This window comes from Vibrio sp. 10N, from assembly GCF_036245475.1.
Taxonomy (GTDB): domain Bacteria; phylum Pseudomonadota; class Gammaproteobacteria; order Enterobacterales; family Vibrionaceae; genus Vibrio.
On record NZ_BTPM01000001.1, the window covers coordinates 3,506,446 to 3,523,452 of the forward strand.

Here is a 17,007-nt window from a genome sequence, read left to right on the forward strand (position 1 = left end):
CCTCTAATCTATTTCGTTTTACCTAAGCTTAAACCGCAGCTGCGCCGCCAACGATTTCTGATAGTTCTTGTGTGATAGCCGCTTGACGCGCCTTGTTGTACACAAGCTCTAGATCATCAATCAAGTTGGTCGCATTGTCCGTTGCAGCTTTCATTGCAATCATTCGAGCCGCTTGCTCACAAGCAAGGTTCTCTACCACACCTTGATACACTTGAGATTCGATATAACGAAGCAATAGTGCGTCTAGTAGTGGCTTAGGCTCAGGCTCATAAATGTAGCCCCATGAATGTTCGCGCTGCATCTCGTCACTGTCAGATTTAGGCAGAGGTAGCAATTGATCGATCGTTGGTTCCTGAATCATAGTGTTCACAAAGTGGTTATACACTACGTACAGGCGATCCAATTCGCCTTCGTCATATTTCTTCAGCATCACGCCTACAGTACCGATTAGGTCTTCAAGACTAGGCTCATCACCCAGACCAGATACCTGTGCCGCTACTTTCGCACCGCTGTTGTTAAAGAATGCCGTTGCTTTTGAGCCAATCACAGCCAGCTCAACTTCAGCACCTTTTTGTTTCCAATCCTGCATCTCTAGGACAGCTTTTTTGAACAAGTTAATGTTCAAGCCGCCACAGAGACCACGGTCGGTAGAAATAATGACATAACCAACACGCTTGGCTTCACGCTCTTCTAGGTACGGATGTTGGTACTCTAGGTTTGCGTTAGCCAAATGACCGATCACTTTACGCATAGTTTCAGCGTATGGACGAGAAGCTTCACGCGCGTCTTGCGAACGACGCATTTTTGAAGCTGCTACCATTTCCATCGCTTTCGTAATTTTCTGAGTGCTTTTCACACTACCGATTTTATTACGTATCTCTTTTGCGCCGGCCATCGTTACTCTCCATAAGTGGTGACCAAAAGGTCACCCACCAATTACCAAGTCTGAGTTGCTTTGAAATCGTCAGTCAGTTTCTTAAGCTGAGCTTCGATATCGTCGTTGTAAGCACCCGTTGTGTTGATCTCTTTAGCAAGATCAGCATATTGACTGTGAGCATACGATAGAAGCGCTGCTTCGAAGTCTAGAATCTTGTTGATTTCAACATCATCTAGGTAGCCGCGCTCAACAGCAAAGATAACTAGCGCTTGGTCAAATACAGACATTGGAGCGTATTGCTTCTGCTTCATTAGCTCTGTAACTTTTTGACCGTGGCTTAGCTGACGCTTAGTTGCTTCATCTAGGTCAGATGAGAACTGTGCGAATGCCGCTAGTTCACGATAAGCCGCTAGTGCAGTACGGATACCGCCTGATAGCTTCTTAATGATCTTAGTCTGCGCTGAACCACCTACACGAGATACTGAGATACCTGGGTCAACCGCTGGGCGAACACCCGCGTTGAAGGCTTCAGTTTGTAGGAAGATCTGACCATCGGTAATCGAGATTACGTTCGTCGGTACGAATGCAGATACGTCACCCGCTTGAGTTTCGATGATAGGAAGAGCAGTCAAAGAACCAGTCTTACCTTTCACTTCACCATTAGTGAAACGCTCTACGTACTCTTCGTTTACACGAGCTGCACGCTCTAGTAGACGTGAGTGAAGGTAGAATACGTCACCTGGGAATGCCTCACGGCCTGGTGGACGTTTAAGTAGTAGAGAGATCTGACGGTAAGCTACCGCTTGCTTAGATAGATCATCATAAACAATCAGAGCGTCTTCACCGCGGTCACGGAAGTACTCACCCATTGCACAACCAGAGTATGGCGCAAGATATTGCAGTGCAGCAGATTCAGATGCAGATGCGACAACAACGATAGTGTTTTGTAGTGCACCGTGCTCTTCCAGTTTACGCACAACGTTTGCAATTGTAGATGCCTTCTGGCCAATCGCTACGTAGATAGAGAAGATACCAGAGTCTTTCTGGTTGATGATTGCATCGATCGCCATCGCGGTTTTACCGATCTGACGGTCACCGATGATAAGCTCACGCTGACCACGACCGATTGGGATCATTGAGTCAACTGACTTATAACCAGTTTGTACTGGCTGATCAACCGATTTACGGTCGATTACACCAGGTGCAATCACTTCTACTGGTGACGTAAGCTTAGCTTCAATTGGACCTTTGCCATCAATTGGCTCACCTAGTGTGTTTACAACACGACCAAGCAGTTCAGGACCAACTGGTACTTCAAGAATACGACCAGTACCTGTTACTTTCATGCCTTCCTTAAGGTCAGCATATGGGCCCATTACTACCGCACCAACCGAGTCACGCTCAAGGTTAAGTGCTAGTGCATAACGGCCACCCGGTAATTCAATCATTTCACCTTGCATCACGTCCGCTAGGCCGTGAATGCGAATGATACCATCGCTTACCGATACGATAGTACCTTCATTACGAGCTTCACTCACAACATCGAAAGATTCGATACGCTGCTTGATTAGGTCGCTAATTTCTGTGGAATTAAGTTGCATGCTCCAATCCCCATCAAGACTGCATTGCTTCACTCAGGCGGTTCAAACGACCACGTGCTGAGTTATCAATTACAAGATCTCCGGCTCGAATAATAACCCCACCAAGTAGGGTCTCATCTATACTGCAATTCAGCTTAACTTTGCGTTCAAGACGCTTCTCAAGTTTGTTGCTGATCTCAGTGCATTGCTCTTCTGTTAGCTCAGATGCAGAAATCACGTCTACATCAATTTGCTTTTCTAGCTCTTTTTTCAGCTCTAGAAACTCAACTAACACATCAGGCAACGCCACTAGTCGACCATTTTCAGCCATCACCTTAATCAGGTTCTGACCGAATTCATCAAACTGTTCACCACCAATTGCGTTGAAAATTTCAGCCACTCGCGTCGCTGTTACAGAGCCTGAGATCAGGTCTGCAATTTCATCGTTCTTAGCGATTGCAGCGGCAAACGTTAGCATTTCGACCCACTGGTCTAGCGCTTGTTTTTCCACCGCAAAGTCAAATGCTGCTTTAGCATAGGGGCGTGCGATTGTAGTCAATTCAGACATATGCGCCCCTCGCTTTAAAGTTTCGCAGTAATATTGTCGAGAATATCTTTTTGCGCATCTTTATCGATACTACGCTCAAGAATCTTCTCAGCACCAGCTACAGCCAGAGTTGCAACCTGTTTGCGCAGGTCATCACGAGCACGGTTACGTTCCGCTTCGATTTCCGCTTCCGCTTGCGCTAGGATTTTTTGACGTTCTGTCAAAGCTTCCTCACGAGCTTCATCGATAATCTGAGCTTTACGCTTGTTCGCTTGCTCAATAACCTCAGTTGCAGTGCGCTTCGCTTCTTTCAATTGATCAGAAGCGTTGGCTTGTGCTAGATCCAAGTCTTTTGCAGCGCGTTCAGCCGCTGACAGACCGTCAGCAATTTTTTTCTGACGCTCTTCAATCGCATTCATGATTGGCGGCCATACATATTTCATGCAGAACCACACAAACATTGCGAATGAGATTGCTTGACCTAGCAGAGTTGCGTTCATATTCACAACAGCTACCCCTCTAAAGATTCATTGACGAGCTAAAGTGTAATCAGGTGACAAGTCCGAAACTTGCCAAGACAAAAACTGATTAACCTAGCTGACCAACGAATGGGTTCGCGAATGTGAATAGAAGTGCGATAACAACACCAATCATAGGAACCGCATCAAGTAGACCAGCGATGATGAACATCTTAACTTGAAGCATAGGAGCCATTTCAGGTTGACGAGCTGCACCTTCTAGGAATTTACCACCTAGCAGACCAAAACCGATCGCAGTACCGAATGCAGCCATACCGATGATGATACCTACGGCGATTGCAGAAAAGCTCAGTAAAGTTTCCATTACTATCTCCAATTTATAGTTGTTGGCTAAAATTTGCCTAAATAAAACGCGTTAATATTAGTGATTGTCTTCGTGAGCCATCGATAGATAAACAATCGTTAGCATCATAAATACGAAGGCCTGAATCAAAATAACTAGAATATGGAATATCGCCCATGGTAGTGAGCCCATCCATTGTAAATACCATGGCAGCATTGCCGCACAAAGAATGAAAACAACTTCACCCGCAAACATGTTACCAAACAGACGCATGCCGAGAGACAGTGGCTTTGATAGCAAAGACACCACTTCGATAAGCATATTGAATGGGATCATGATTGGATTGTTAAATGGGTGTAGTGTCAACTCCTTGATAAATGCCACTGGGCCTTTCACTTTGATGCTGTAGTAAATCATCAGAGCAAAAACACCTAGCGCCATCGCCATGGTGATATTGACATCAGTCGTCGGTACCACTTTCAAGTAAGGGATACCCAACTGCTCTGCAGGATAAGGAATGAAATCGATAGGCACAAGGTCCATCAAGTTCATCAAGAATACCCAACAGAAGATAGTTAGTGCTAGGGGCGCGATAAGTGCATTGCGTCCATGAAACGTGTCTTTGACGTTTTCATCGACAAATTCCACGATTATTTCAACAAGACACTGCAGTTTGCCCGGCACACCAGCTGTTGCTTTCTTAGCTACTGAACGAAAAATTCCTAGGAAAATCATACCAGTAAGCAAAGAAAAAAACAGGCTATCGATATGTACGTTCCAGAAACTCGACTCGTCCACAAGACCTAAGCTACCTAGTGAAAGGTTGGTCAAGTGGTGAGTGATGTATCCGGCCGATGTTAGCGCTTCACCTGGCGCAGCCATAACTCATCCTATTTTTTGTTGTTAACGAAAATTACTGGAGCCATAAGGTTAATTAAGACGACCAGTAAAAATGTGAGATTCAAGGGAATCACTTCCACCTGAATATACATGTAAGCTATTGAAAATAGAGAGGCTATAATAAGGATTTTCAAAGCGACGCCCGCATAGAAAGACGCGGCAACTTGTTTTGCTGCTCGAGCCCCACTAAAAAGAAATGCGCACAACGCGAAAACAGCATTCGCGATAACAAAACTGCCACCACCAATGAGCGCTGAAATTCCCCACTCAGCATTTACAGCCACTGCCATCCCAACAGCTACTAACGCAACCGCACTGGCTTGTATCAGTAACAAACGCTTTGCAAGCGCTCGCCCTGGTTTAGCTAATGCCGCTACCATGTATTCTTACCTTTAGTTCTATCCACACTGCACCTAATAACTACTGTGCTGGGAGATTGGCGAAAATTATACTTTCTACCAAAGTTATTGCAATCAAAGTGCATCAAAAAGACACACTTTCATTCACAAAACCATAACTTTCGCACATAATTTGGATTTACGAATAATTGACCTACATCAATTATCTCATTTAGCTCTCAAGCTTGGCAATAAGTTGCTCCAATTTGTGAGGTTCATCAAGACTTATTGTGACTTTGGCTTTTCCGCTCGCGTTTCGTACAAGAGAAACTTTCGCACCGAGTTTTTCACTTAAACGTACAGAAATTTCTTGTGCATCACGGTCTTCTGACTGTTTTTTCTCAGAAGAGTTCGGTTTTAAGCACTTTTTAACTAAATCTTCAGTTTGTCGTACTGTGAGTTGCTTTTTCGCGACAGTTTGTGCGATTTCACTCTGTACGTCACCGTCAAGCGCCAGTAGTGCACGAGCATGCCCCATATCAAGCTGTTTGCTCTCCACCAGTTTCTTCACTGGTGTTTCGAGCTGATTCAGTCTTAATAGGTTGCTCACTGCTGTACGTGATTTACCAATCACATCGGCGACCTGCTGATGAGTTAATTCAAACTCGTCTTGTAAACGCTCAAGCGCTTGAGCTTCCTCGATCGCATTGAGATCCTCACGCTGAATATTCTCGATCAATGCCATCGCTACCGCAGCACGATCTTGAACATTTTTTACCAAGCAAGGGACCATTTTTAATCCCGCTTGTCTCGCTGCGCGCCAACGGCGTTCACCAGCGATGATCTCAAATTGATCGTGTCCGACATTTCGTACAACAATCGGTTGGATAATACCTTGAGATTGGATGGATGCAGCCAGTTCTTCCAGAGCTTCAGGCGCCATATCTTTTCTTGGCTGATAGATCCCTGGGCGGAGGCTGTTAATGGACAGTTCAGTAAGCTTTCCATCTGAGGATAGCGTCTGACTTTGAGTTGCCACCTGCTGTTTTTCTCGTGCAAGTGAACTAGTCGACAGCAGAGCGTCTAGTCCTTTCCCTAAACCACGTTTAGACATGACATCTTTTTCCTTAAGAGCGTTAAGCCGTTACTTCTTCTCGTCGTAGCATCTCACCAGCCAACGCTAAATACGCTTTAGCCCCAGCGGAATACTTATCGTAATACATTGCTGGTTTGCCATGGCTCGGTGCCTCTGCGAGGCGTACGTTCCTAGGGATAACGGTTCGGTAGACTTTGTCGCCGAAGTGTTTTTTCAATTGCTCAGAAACTTCGTTCGCAAGACGGTTTCTTGGGTCATACATGGTTCGCAGCAAACCTTCAATTTTAAGGTTTTCGTTCACCACTGCCGCCAACTTACTAATGGTGTCCATCAGAGCGGTCAGACCTTCCAGAGCAAAATACTCACATTGCATCGGCACAAGCACAGAGTCTGCTGCAGCCATCGCGTTAATTGTAAGTAGGTTCAAAGAGGGAGGACAATCGATAAAGATGAAATCATAGTTATCACGGATTGGCGTTAGCGCATGTTTCAGTCTCACTTCACGCGCAAACACTTCCATTAGCTTGATTTCTGCAGCAGTTACGTCCCCGTTCGCTGCAATTAGGTCAAATTGGCCAGAGGTATCGGTACAAACTACCTGGTCAAAAGGCAGCTCATCGACCAGTAAATCGTAAGCAGTTGTTTCAACCTGATACTTATCGACCCCACTGGCCATTGTCGCATTGCCTTGTGGATCAAGGTCAATCACCAACACTTTACGCTTCGTCGCCGCCATTGAGGCAGCTAAGTTAATACAAGTGGTTGTCTTTCCAACTCCACCCTTTTGGTTCGCGATAGCGACAATTTTTCCCACAACAAGCTCTCCGTTATCCCTTCTTGGATAAGATTACAAGATGACGGTCACCTTCCAACTCAGGAACTTGCAAAGGTTTGATTTCGATCACAGAACACCATGGTGGTAGCTCAGAGACCTCCTGATCATGAAGTTGACCCTTTAAAGCATAAAAGCGACCAGACTCTGGTTTTGGTAAATGTTCACACCAATTCACCATGTCTGTCATCGACGCGAATGCACGGCTCAATACTCCATCAAACCCTTCTCCTGCGTCAAATTCTTCCACTCGAGATTGGACTGGACTGACATTTTTAATCTTCAGTTCGTGCGCAACCTGCTTAATGAAGCGAATTCGCTTGCCAAGGCTATCGAGTAGAGTGAATGACTTAGTTGGATGCATGATCGCCAGCGGTACGCCTGGTAATCCCGGTCCAGTACCGACATCGATGAAACGCTCCCCTTCAAGGTGCGCCCCAACAATGATGCTATCAAGGATATGTTTCACTAACATCTCTTCCGGACGACGGACAGAGGTTAAGTTGTAGGCTTTGTTCCACTTATCAAGTAGCTGAACATAGCCAACAAGCTGCTCTCGTTGCAGTTCAGAGACCTCAAGTGAGGTCTCCGCAATAAGTTGATCCAGTTTGACTCTTAAGTTGCTCACGCCGCTTCACCTTTCTTAAGCATGCCTTGTTTTTTCAAATAAACTAACAAGATAGAGATCGCTGCAGGAGTAATACCCGAAATACGCGATGCAATGCCAATGGTTTCTGGTTTTGCTTCGCTGAGTTTAGCGATCACTTCATTCGACAAACCTTTGACGTCACTGTAATCGAGATCCGCAGGGATCTTGGTGTTTTCATGACGCATCGATTTCTCGATCTCATCTTGCTGTCTCTGGATATAACCTTCGTATTTCACTTGGATCTCAACCTGCTCACTTGCTTGGCTGTCTTCAAGAGCAGGGCCAAACGCATCCAAATCCGTCAACTGTGAGTAATTCAATTCAGGACGACGTAAGAGATCTTCACCGCTCGCTTCACGCGAAATTGGCGTTTTCAATAAGGCATTCAGGGCATCGACACCTTCAGACTTAGGGTTGATCCAAGTCTCTTTCAAGCGCTGGCGCTCTTTCGCCATGTTGTCCATTTTCTCGTTGAAACGGCTCCAACGTTGCTCGTTGATTAGACCAAGCTCATGCGCTTTTTCGGTCAGACGAATATCGGCATTGTCTTCACGCAATAGCAAACGGTATTCAGCACGTGAGGTAAACATACGGTACGGCTCTTTGGTGCCCATCGTTGACAAGTCATCGATCAGAACGCCCATATACGCTTGGTCGCGGCGTGGGCTCCAGCCCTCTTTGCCTTGTGAGTACAAGCTTGCATTCAAACCCGCCATCAGGCCTTGCGCTGCTGCTTCTTCATAACCCGTTGTGCCATTGATTTGTCCTGCAAAGAACAAACCAGAGATAAACTTGGTTTCGTAGGTTTGTTTTAGATCGCGCGGGTCAAAGAAATCATACTCAATCGCGTAACCAGGACGTACGATATGTGCATTTTCAAAGCCTTTCATCGAGCGAACGATCTGAACTTGGACATCGAACGGTAAACTCGTGGAGATACCATTTGGGTACAACTCATGAGTGGTCAAACCTTCAGGTTCGATAAAGATCTGATGACTGTTCTTATCCGCAAAGCGCATGACTTTGTCTTCAATCGAAGGACAGTAACGCGGACCAATACCTTCAATCACACCAGCATACATTGGGCTGCGATCTAGGTTATTACGGATCACTTCATGTGTGCTTTCATTGGTATGAGTAATGAAACACGGGATCTGCGTAGGATGCTGGGTACGTTGACCCATGAATGAGAACACCGGAGTTGGGTTATCACCATGCTGTACTTCTAGTTCAGAGAAGTTGACGCTGCGAGCATCAATACGTGGTGGTGTACCGGTTTTAAGGCGATCCACTCGAAACGGCAGTTCACGAAGGCGACGAGCAAGCGCTATGGAGGGTTGATCACCCATGCGACCACCTGATGAGCTTTCCATACCAATGTGGATCTTACCGCCTAAGAATGTACCAACGGTTAGCACAACTGACTGTGAGTGGAACTTAAGTCCCATTTCAGTCACCACACCACGAACTTGATCTTGTTCAACGATCAAATCATCCACGGATTGTTGGAATAACGTTAGGTTAGGTGTGTTCTCAAGCGCGTGACGGACATACGCTTTGTAAAGCGCACGATCTGCTTGGGCGCGAGTCGCACGAACCGCTGGACCTTTAGATGCATTCAGAGTGCGGAATTGAATACCAGCATGGTCGATGGCTTCTGCCATTAGACCACCCATAGCATCGACTTCCTTAACCAAGTGACCTTTGCCAATGCCACCAATTGCTGGGTTGCATGACATTTGGCCCAACGTATCAATGTTGTGTGTTAGCAGAAGTGTTTTTTGCCCAGTACGAGCAGATGCGAGTGCGGCTTCCGTTCCTGCATGTCCGCCACCTACAACGATGACGTCAAATGTTTCGTGATAAAGCATGAACCGACCTCAGTATTCAATCGATAAAAATAGACAAACCAAAAGGAGCGGTATTCTACCGCTTTTCTGGTATTGAGAAAATCGCTTTTAAAACATTTTGGATCTAAGAAATAAGAATATAAAGATAAGATCTATATATATGATCTTTTACTAGATCTATTATTAGGATCCACGAACTCTGTGGATAAGTCGAGAATGATCAACAATACCATGGATCTTTTTTAGATCGATTGTTGTGATCTAGTGTTGATCTGACGCTGTATTAGCTGGGATCAAAAAGGGTAGTTATACACACGGCTTGGCGGGATCAAAACTTGTTCTTTGGATAAATATAGGTTTTTCACCGAAAAGATCATGTTTTATCCACAGATATAAAGGTTAAATAGTGTGCAATCAGACTTGGTCTAGTAGAAAAAGTTACTCACAGGCGTAAAAAAAGCGGCTTATGCCGCTTTTTCAGAGCTGTATTTACTTATTGAAACTTGCTCAGGTGTTCGTTGAGCCAAACTTCGGCTGCATCTTCCGGTACCGGATCGTTGAGAATGTCGATCTCTAGGCAGTCTGTGAGCGGTGTAGCACCGATATCTTCCAGCAGTGAATGGGCGTGTTTTCCTGCCGCACAGAACGTGTCATAGCTGGAGTCGCCAATACCGACTACAGCAAATTTTACTTCAGACATGCGAGGTGGGGTCGCTTGCAGCGCAGCAATAAACGGCTGAATGTTATCTGGGTATTCACCCGCACCGTGCGTTGAGGTGATAACTAACCAAGTGCCCTGTGCAGGGATGTCAGTGAGCTCTGGTTGGTTATGTATGGTGGTCTCTAGACCTTGCTCTACCAGCAAATCACTAAGGTGGTCGCCTACGTACTCAGCGCCGCCAAGTGTGCTGCCTGTGATGATATGAATCATTGATGTTCCTTTTTCAATACCGCTTATTTACCAATACAGAAAGACGAGAAGATACGTCCAAGGAGATCATCTGAGCTGAACTCACCGGTGATCTCATTCAAATGCTGCTGAGCAATGCGCAGCTCTTCTGCCAAAATTTCGCCCGCCATATAGCCTTCTAGCTGCTGCTGGCCAATATCAAGGTGCTCGGCAGCACGCTCCAAGGCATCGAGGTGGCGGCGACGTGCCATAAAGCCACCTTCGCTTGCGCCAGAGAAACCCATAATGGACTTAAGGTGCTCGCGAAGGGCAGGTACACCTTCACCTGTACGTGCAGAAAGACGAATCAACGTCGGATCGTTAACGTGGCAGATCCCCAGAGTTTCACCGGTTTCATCAACCTTGTTGCGGATCACCGTAATGCCGATCGATTCAGGTAAGCGATCAATAAAGTCAGGCCAAATCTCTTTTGGATCCGTAGCACTGGTTGTGGTGCCATCAACCATAAACAGCACACGGTCTGCTTGCTCGATCTCTTCCCAAGCACGCTCAATACCAATGCGTTCCACTTCGTCAGACGCATCACGCAGGCCAGCGGTATCAATGATGTGCAGTGGCATTCCATCAATATGGATGTGCTCACGCAGAACATCACGAGTGGTACCAGCAATATCAGTCACAATCGCTGACTCTTTACCAGACAGAGCGTTGAGTAGACTTGATTTACCTGCATTTGGGCGTCCAGCAATCACCACTTTCATGCCTTCACGCATGATGGCGCCTTGGTTAGCTTCTTTGCGAACAGAATCGAGGTTGTCGATGATGGTTTGTAGATCGCCCGCCACTTTACCGTCGGCGAGGAAGTCGATTTCTTCTTCAGGGAAGTCAATCGCCGCCTCAACATAGATGCGCAAATGGATGAGTGATTCCACCAGCACTTGAATGCGTTTTGAGAATTGACCTTGCAGTGATTGCAGGGCTGATTTCGCCGCTTCTTCTGAGCTGGCGTCAATCAAGTCGGCAATCGCCTCTGCTTGGGTTAGGTCCATTTTGTCGTTGAGGAACGCACGCTCACTAAACTCACCCGGTCTGGCAGGGCGAACGCCTGGGATGAGCAGAATACGTTTGATCAGCATATCCATAACCACAGGGCCACCGTGGCCTTGCAGTTCAAGCACATCTTCACCGGTAAAGGAGTGTGGGTTAGGGAAGTAAAGCGCAATACCTTGGTCGAGTTCGCCGCCATGTTCATCTTTGAATGGCAGATAGTCAGCGTAACGAGGCTTGAGTGTTTTGCCTGTTACTTGCTGTGCGACTTCTTGAGCCAAAGGGCCTGAAACGCGAATGATGCCCACGCCACCGCGGCCTGGGGCTGTGGCTTGTGCCACAATGGTGTCTGTTGTCATTGAATTGCCTATTCGCCGTGCTTTAGCCAAATTGTAATCATGGTCAATGAAAAAGGCGACCACTAAGGTCGCCTTTTATTTAATCGAATTGGTTTGGACTACTTAGAGTGCAGACCTTTCTTCTCGAGCGCTCGGTAAATCAGCGTTTGCTGGATAAGCGTCACGATGTTAGAAACCAACCAGTAAAGAACGAGACCTGATGGGAACCAAAGGAAGAAGAAGGTAAACATAACCGGCATAAAGGTCATGATCTTCTGCTGCATTGGATCCGTTACCGTCGTTGGGCTCATCTTCTGGATCAGGAACATACTTGCGCCCATGAGTAGAGGCAGAATGAAGTATGGGTCCTGAGCCGAAAGGTCATGAATCCAACCAAAGAATGGCGAGTGACGTAGCTCAACCGATTCCATCAGTGCCCAGTACAGAGCGATGAAGATAGGCATCTGTAGCAAGATTGGTAGACAGCCACCCAGTGGGTTTACTTTCTCTTTCTTGTACAGTTCCATCATTTCTTGGCTCATGCGCTGACGGTCGTCGCCAATACGCTCACGCATTGCTTGCAGCTTAGGCTGAAGCATACGCATTTTCGCCATAGAGGTGTACTGTGCTTTGGTTAGTGGGTACATCGCACCACGTACGATGAAGGTCAAACAGATGATTGCTAGACCCCAGTTCACCACAATACCTTGAATGAACGACAGTAGCGTGTGAAGTGGCTTCGCAATGAACCATAACCAGCCGTAGTCAACTACTAGGTCTAGGTTTGGTGCAACTTCTGCCATTTCGCTTTGCAGTTTAGGACCCGCCCATAGCGTCGCTGTAAGTGTTGCTGCTTGGCCATCGGCAATCGTCGTGTTTGGCATACGAACACCGATATCACCTAGGTTACCAATCACGCGAGTGTAGAGGTTAGTACCCGGTGCTTCGCGTGGGATCCACGCGGCTGCGAAGTAGTGCTGGATCATCGCTGCCCAACCTTGACCATCCGTCAGGTTAAGAGACAGGTTGCGATCTTGCATATCTTCGAAGCTGTATTTTTTGTAGCGAGTGTCTTGAGTTGAGTAAGCACCGCCATTGTAGGTTGGCATTGTGATGCTGCCGCCTTTGTCTTGAAGATTTTGACGAAGGTGCGCGTACATGCCGAACGTTGCATTTTGACCAGAGTTGTTGTTTACCGTGTATTCAACATCAATGTCGTATTTGCCACGCTTAAGAATGAAGGTTTTGGTGTAGCTGATGCCATTCGCTTCGAATGTCATCGGAACACGTAACTCGTCTTGACCGTCAGCCAGCGTGAAGCTGTCTGCAGATACTGAGTAAGCTGGACGGCTTGTGCTGCTCAGGTCGATACCTTGAGGGCCTACCAGACCACTTTGAGCAATAAACTGGTGACCTTGAGAGTCTTTTAGTAGCTCAAACGGGTCGCTAGATTCCAACTCGGTTGCGTACTCGTTAAGGTTTGCGGTAACAACATCACCGCCCACAGTTGTCACACCTAGGGTCAGTACGTCGGTTTTCACTGTGATGATTTTATCTGCGGCCGCTGTAGTGTGGCCTGGCGCAGGATCATGCTCATCAGCGAAAGATGGCGCAGGTAGAGTACTGCTTTGCGTCTGCTGAGTCGGAACTGGTGCTGGGTTCTTATAAGATTGCCATTGTTGGAACAGCAAAAAAGAAACCAAAGCCAAACCGATTAACAGAATATTACGTTGAGAATCCATCGTTATTTATCTCTGTCTTGTTTTTGGGCTGGTGGTACGGGGTCAAAACCCCCTTCATTCAAAGGATGGCATTTTAATAGACGTTTGCCTGATAACCAACACCCTTTTACAAAACCGTGAGCTTTAAGGGCTTCTATTGCATAAAGAGAGCAAGTTGGGTTGAACCGACAACGTGGCCCAATAAGAGGACTGATGACCCATCTATAAAAATAGACGAGACCGATTGCTAACCACGCGAGGGGCGAGACAGGCGATGCCATAGCTTATCTAGAAGTTTGAACATTTCTTCATTGCTCAGAGTTTGCGCACTCTTTTTCGCAATTACAACAAAATCTTTGCTTGGAAGTTCGTGTTGTTTGTTACGAAAACTTTCACGTACCAGACGCTTGAAGTGGTTTCTGCCGACAGCTGTTTTAATCTGCTTTTTAGGAACCGCTAGACCAAGACGAGGGTGTGATAGCGAGTTTTTGCGGGCAATGATGGTGAAATGGGGGGAGCCAGCTCGATGAGCTTGCTTAAATACATTTTGGTAATGCTCGGGAGTTAACAAACGTAACTCCCGAATAAAGGCATGCTTTTTCAAAATAGAAGATTATTTTGAAAGGCGAGCACGGCCTTTAGCACGACGTGCGTTAATTACTTTACGACCGTTCTTAGTCGCCATGCGAGCACGGAAACCGTGAGTACGCTTGCGCTTTAGAACTGAAGGTTGAAAAGTGCGTTTAGACATGGTTATTACCTTTACTGATCAGTAGTTTTAGGTTCTCGTTGAACCCGGCGTGGGACTTATTTCCCGTCTTCTTCTCTATATAGAGATAGAGAGGAAATCCGACGCCTCTCAACAAAGAGGCGGAATTGTAATCACTGACTCGTCAAGAGTCAATAATCAGTTCAACTTCAATTCCAGCCGGCGAATTATACTTTTTGTGAGCTAGAGCGCAAGGATCATTATTAGATCCCAACCTGATTTAGGAATTTTTTAAGTTGGATATCCTGTGGATCATTGAATATTTGCTCTGGCGTTCCTTGTTCGACGATATGGCCGTTAGCCATGAAGATCACTCTATCAGCGACCTCTTTAGCAAACTGCATTTCGTGGGTCACAACCAACATGGTTTGATGCTGAGTTGCGAGCTTTTTCATAAGGTTAAGTACTTCACCAACCCACTCAGGATCGAGTGCTGAAGTTGGTTCATCGAAGAGCAACAGCTCCGGTTGGAGCGCCATAGCGCGACCAATACCGACCCGTTGTTGCTGTCCACCGGATAGGGAAGCAGGGTATTGATCCCCTTTATCACCTAGACCGATGTCATCGAGAATTTGCTGTGCTTTTTCAAGCGCTTGGTCTTTTTTCCAGCCTTTTACGGTGATAAGACCTTCGGCAATGTTCTGACGCGCTGTCATGTGCGCGAACAGAGCGTAATTTTGAAATACAAAGCCGGTTTTACGGCGCAGCGCCAATACTTCGGCTTTGGTGTAGCTCTGACAATCGACCTTCACATCATCAATGGTGATCGTGCCTTTGTCTGCTTGCTCAAGAAAATTTACGCAGCGCAGCAGCGTCGATTTTCCGGTGCCGCTTGAGCCGATAATGACGATGATTTCCCCTTGTTTGATATCAATATCGATACCTTTCAGGACTTCTGTATCGCCAAACTGCTTGTGGATATTTTCCAGTTTAATCATCGTTGATATGCCTTGTTCAATCTTTGTTCAGCCCACAGTTGCACGCGAGTAAGCACTAACACTACGCCCCAGTAGATCAGAGCCACGGCCAAGAAAGCTTCAAAGAAGCGGAAGCTGGATGATGCTTCCATTTGAGCCTTGGCCATGATTTCAGCCACGCCGAGCGTAAAGGCCAACGATGTCGATTTGATCATGTCGATGAAATAGTTCATCAGCGATGGCAAAGCGACACGGGTCGCCTGAGGTAAAATAATGCGGCGCATGGCTTGGCTAGTTGTCATACCCACAGACAAGCTCGCTTCCATCTGGCTGCGATCAATGCCGATGATGGCAGCACGAATACTTTCTGCCATGTAAGCGGCGAAGTGGAGTGTTAAACCGATGACGGCGGCGCTAAATGCATTTAGTCCGACCATCCACGGGAAAATTTGTGGCAGACCGTAGTAAAGTAAGAACAGCTGCACCAAAAGTGGGGTGCCGCGGAAAAAACTGATATACAGCTGACTGAGCTGATCGAGGACAGGGATCTTGAAAACACGAATATTCGCTAAGATGACCGACAAGATCAGAGAGAACAACAGTCCCCATACTGCCATTTCCATCGTAGTGCCAAGATACTTGAGCAGTATCGGCATCAGCTCCAGCATATATTGAAAATCAAATCCCATAACGTTACCAACTTCTAGAAAAACAAACGCCCACTAACAAGCGTAGTGGGCGTAATAATAGTGATCACTTACTTTTTAGTGATATCTGCGCCAAACCACTTCTCAGAGATAGTCGCTAGCGTACCATCTGCACGCATGTCTGCCAGTGCCGCATTTACTTCTTGTTGCAGCTTTTGACCTTTTTCGTTGTTCACGAATGGCCATGCGTTCTCAATCGTTTCGAACGGTTCGCCTGCGAGCTGCAGAGGTAGGCCTGTCTTCTTGATAAGTTCAAGTGCAGATAGGCGATCCATCACGAATGCATCAGCGCGGCCAAGGGCAACATCGTGTTCAATACCTGTATCGTAGGTTTTAACGTTGATTTTGTTGTCCTTATCGTAGCTACGTAGTAGCTGCTCAAAGTTAGAACCCAGGTTTACCGCCACAGTTTTACCTGCGAGGTCTTCAATACCTTTAATGCTGTCATTGCCTTTGCGAACGGTAATCTGTGCACCATCAATCACGTATGGGTTGGCAAATAGGTATTTCGCTTTACGTGCATCGGTCATAGTGATCTGGTTAGAGATAGTGTCGATACGACCGGTCTCAAGTAAACCAAACAAACCAGAGAAGTTCGCAGTCACGTACTCGACTTTGTAGTCGTTGCGGCGACCAATTTCGTCCCAAAGGTCAACTTCAAACCCTTGCAACTTGTCTTGCTTAACAAAGGTAAATGGGAAGTAGCGACCAGACATGCCGACTTTCACTTCTTGTGCTGTCGCAGCATATGCTGCTTGAGATACGGTTGCAGAAAGCGCTAATGCCGTTAGTAGGCCTTTAATCCAGTTTTTCATTTTACTACTCCTTCAAATTATGGAGAGGATGTTACTGGTAAAACTGTCGATAAGTTAAATAACGAGTTGTTATTAACCATAACAAATCCGTGGTTGAACGCTGACTTTTTGCTCATCTTTGTTCAGAGACTGATCAAACTCGATGACAGCTTGAACACGGATCTATACACAAGTTAGATCATGTTTCGCATTTTGTGGGTAGATCTGTGTTTTGTGCATGCGTTTGTGAGTAAAATTAGGGCAATTTGTGCGGATCAAGCCAAATCGACCGAAAAAATTGTGAATAACTTAG

The 17,007-nt window shown here is 46.3% G+C and carries 20 protein-coding genes; all 20 read right to left on the minus strand.

Going from position 1 to position 17,007, the window contains the following annotated elements:
* Positions 1-28: 28 nt before the first annotated feature.
* Complete coding sequence (atpG, locus tag AAA946_RS16215) at positions 29-895, minus strand: F0F1 ATP synthase subunit gamma (protein WP_042478116.1); 867 nt, start codon at positions 893-895, stop codon at positions 29-31.
* Between the two features lie 41 nt (positions 896-936).
* Positions 937-2,478 carry a F0F1 ATP synthase subunit alpha gene (atpA, locus tag AAA946_RS16220; RefSeq protein WP_006073059.1) on the minus strand — a complete coding sequence of 514 codons (1,542 nt, stop codon included), beginning with the start codon at positions 2,476-2,478 and terminating at the stop codon, positions 937-939.
* A gap of 13 nt (positions 2,479-2,491) precedes the next feature.
* Complete coding sequence (gene atpH / locus AAA946_RS16225) at positions 2,492-3,025, minus strand: F0F1 ATP synthase subunit delta (protein ID WP_338165723.1); 534 nt, start codon at positions 3,023-3,025, stop codon at positions 2,492-2,494.
* Positions 3,026-3,039: 14 nt separating this feature from the next.
* A complete protein-coding gene (gene atpF / locus AAA946_RS16230; RefSeq protein WP_042502431.1) occupies positions 3,040-3,510 on the minus strand; it encodes a F0F1 ATP synthase subunit B in 471 nt (156 codons plus the stop codon).
* Between the two features lie 82 nt (positions 3,511-3,592).
* Positions 3,593-3,847 (minus strand): F0F1 ATP synthase subunit C, encoded by a 255-nt coding sequence (gene atpE / locus AAA946_RS16235; protein WP_006073065.1) that lies wholly within the window; start codon positions 3,845-3,847, stop codon positions 3,593-3,595.
* Positions 3,848-3,904: 57 nt separating this feature from the next.
* The gene (gene atpB / locus AAA946_RS16240; RefSeq protein WP_338165724.1) at positions 3,905-4,708 is read right to left on the minus strand and encodes a F0F1 ATP synthase subunit A; all 804 of its coding nucleotides are present in this window, start codon (positions 4,706-4,708) and stop codon (positions 3,905-3,907) included.
* Between the two features lie 8 nt (positions 4,709-4,716).
* A complete protein-coding gene (locus tag AAA946_RS16245; protein WP_338165725.1) occupies positions 4,717-5,106 on the minus strand; it encodes a F0F1 ATP synthase subunit I in 390 nt (129 codons plus the stop codon).
* Positions 5,107-5,296: 190 nt separating this feature from the next.
* Positions 5,297-6,178: a ParB/RepB/Spo0J family partition protein gene (locus tag AAA946_RS16250; RefSeq protein WP_338165726.1), complete on the minus strand. Its 882-nt coding sequence runs from the start codon at positions 6,176-6,178 to the stop codon at positions 5,297-5,299.
* Between the two features lie 22 nt (positions 6,179-6,200).
* Positions 6,201-6,974: a ParA family protein gene (locus tag AAA946_RS16255; protein ID WP_338165727.1), complete on the minus strand. Its 774-nt coding sequence runs from the start codon at positions 6,972-6,974 to the stop codon at positions 6,201-6,203.
* A gap of 13 nt (positions 6,975-6,987) precedes the next feature.
* Positions 6,988-7,620 carry a 16S rRNA (guanine(527)-N(7))-methyltransferase RsmG gene (rsmG, locus tag AAA946_RS16260; RefSeq protein WP_338165728.1) on the minus strand — a complete coding sequence of 211 codons (633 nt, stop codon included), beginning with the start codon at positions 7,618-7,620 and terminating at the stop codon, positions 6,988-6,990.
* A complete protein-coding gene (gene mnmG / locus AAA946_RS16265) occupies positions 7,617-9,512 on the minus strand; it encodes a tRNA uridine-5-carboxymethylaminomethyl(34) synthesis enzyme MnmG (protein WP_338165729.1) in 1,896 nt (631 codons plus the stop codon). Before mnmG ends, rsmG begins: the two co-directional genes overlap by 4 nt.
* A gap of 472 nt (positions 9,513-9,984) precedes the next feature.
* Complete coding sequence (mioC, locus tag AAA946_RS16270) at positions 9,985-10,422, minus strand: FMN-binding protein MioC (protein WP_338165730.1); 438 nt, start codon at positions 10,420-10,422, stop codon at positions 9,985-9,987.
* 23 nt (positions 10,423-10,445) lie between these two features.
* Complete coding sequence (gene mnmE, locus AAA946_RS16275) at positions 10,446-11,807, minus strand: tRNA uridine-5-carboxymethylaminomethyl(34) synthesis GTPase MnmE (protein WP_338165731.1); 1,362 nt, start codon at positions 11,805-11,807, stop codon at positions 10,446-10,448.
* Positions 11,808-11,905: 98 nt separating this feature from the next.
* Positions 11,906-13,528 (minus strand): membrane protein insertase YidC, encoded by a 1,623-nt coding sequence (gene yidC / locus AAA946_RS16280; RefSeq protein WP_338165732.1) that lies wholly within the window; start codon positions 13,526-13,528, stop codon positions 11,906-11,908.
* A 2-nt stretch (positions 13,529-13,530) separates the two neighbouring features.
* A complete protein-coding gene (gene yidD / locus AAA946_RS16285) occupies positions 13,531-13,788 on the minus strand; it encodes a membrane protein insertion efficiency factor YidD (protein WP_081941688.1) in 258 nt (85 codons plus the stop codon).
* Complete coding sequence (rnpA, locus tag AAA946_RS16290) at positions 13,755-14,111, minus strand: ribonuclease P protein component (RefSeq protein WP_338165733.1); 357 nt, start codon at positions 14,109-14,111, stop codon at positions 13,755-13,757. The genes yidD and rnpA overlap by 34 nt, the downstream gene beginning before the upstream one ends.
* Before the next feature lie 9 nt (positions 14,112-14,120).
* Positions 14,121-14,258 carry a 50S ribosomal protein L34 gene (gene rpmH, locus AAA946_RS16295; RefSeq protein ID WP_004400210.1) on the minus strand — a complete coding sequence of 46 codons (138 nt, stop codon included), beginning with the start codon at positions 14,256-14,258 and terminating at the stop codon, positions 14,121-14,123.
* 221 nt (positions 14,259-14,479) lie between these two features.
* On the minus strand, positions 14,480-15,214 hold the full coding sequence (locus AAA946_RS16300; RefSeq protein ID WP_338165734.1) for an amino acid ABC transporter ATP-binding protein: 735 nt from the start codon (positions 15,212-15,214) through the stop codon (positions 14,480-14,482).
* On the minus strand, positions 15,211-15,882 hold the full coding sequence (locus AAA946_RS16305; RefSeq protein ID WP_112460753.1) for an ABC transporter permease subunit: 672 nt from the start codon (positions 15,880-15,882) through the stop codon (positions 15,211-15,213). Before AAA946_RS16305 ends, AAA946_RS16300 begins: the two co-directional genes overlap by 4 nt.
* 68 nt (positions 15,883-15,950) lie before the next feature.
* The gene (locus tag AAA946_RS16310; protein ID WP_338165735.1) at positions 15,951-16,715 is read right to left on the minus strand and encodes an amino acid ABC transporter substrate-binding protein; all 765 of its coding nucleotides are present in this window, start codon (positions 16,713-16,715) and stop codon (positions 15,951-15,953) included.
* Positions 16,716-17,007 lie beyond the last annotated feature (292 nt).

Bases quoted from the DNA above. Each gene is read 5' to 3' on its own strand.
- atpG (WP_042478116.1), bottom strand. From the start codon at position 895: ATGGCCGGCGCAAAAGAGATACGTAATAAAATCGGTAGTGTGAAAAGC.
- atpA (WP_006073059.1), bottom strand. From the start codon at position 2,478: ATGCAACTTAATTCCACAGAAATTAGCGACCTAATCAAGCAGCGTATC.
- atpH (WP_338165723.1), bottom strand. From the start codon at position 3,025: ATGTCTGAATTGACTACAATCGCACGCCCCTATGCTAAAGCAGCATTT.
- atpE (WP_006073065.1), bottom strand. From the start codon at position 3,847: ATGGAAACTTTACTGAGCTTTTCTGCAATCGCCGTAGGTATCATCATC.
- atpB (WP_338165724.1), bottom strand. From the start codon at position 4,708: ATGGCTGCGCCAGGTGAAGCGCTAACATCGGCCGGATACATCACTCAC.
- AAA946_RS16245 (WP_338165725.1), bottom strand. From the start codon at position 5,106: ATGGTAGCGGCATTAGCTAAACCAGGGCGAGCGCTTGCAAAGCGTTTG.
- AAA946_RS16250 (WP_338165726.1), bottom strand. From the start codon at position 6,178: ATGTCTAAACGTGGTTTAGGGAAAGGACTAGACGCTCTGCTGTCGACT.
- mnmG (WP_338165729.1), bottom strand. From the start codon at position 9,512: ATGCTTTATCACGAAACATTTGACGTCATCGTTGTAGGTGGCGGACAT.
- mioC (WP_338165730.1), bottom strand. From the start codon at position 10,422: ATGATTCATATCATCACAGGCAGCACACTTGGCGGCGCTGAGTACGTA.
- mnmE (WP_338165731.1), bottom strand. From the start codon at position 11,807: ATGACAACAGACACCATTGTGGCACAAGCCACAGCCCCAGGCCGCGGT.
- yidC (WP_338165732.1), bottom strand. From the start codon at position 13,528: ATGGATTCTCAACGTAATATTCTGTTAATCGGTTTGGCTTTGGTTTCT.
- yidD (WP_081941688.1), bottom strand. From the start codon at position 13,788: ATGGCATCGCCTGTCTCGCCCCTCGCGTGGTTAGCAATCGGTCTCGTC.
- rpmH (WP_004400210.1), bottom strand. From the start codon at position 14,258: ATGTCTAAACGCACTTTTCAACCTTCAGTTCTAAAGCGCAAGCGTACT.
- AAA946_RS16300 (WP_338165734.1), bottom strand. From the start codon at position 15,214: ATGATTAAACTGGAAAATATCCACAAGCAGTTTGGCGATACAGAAGTC.
- AAA946_RS16305 (WP_112460753.1), bottom strand. From the start codon at position 15,882: ATGGGATTTGATTTTCAATATATGCTGGAGCTGATGCCGATACTGCTC.
- AAA946_RS16310 (WP_338165735.1), bottom strand. From the start codon at position 16,715: ATGAAAAACTGGATTAAAGGCCTACTAACGGCATTAGCGCTTTCTGCA.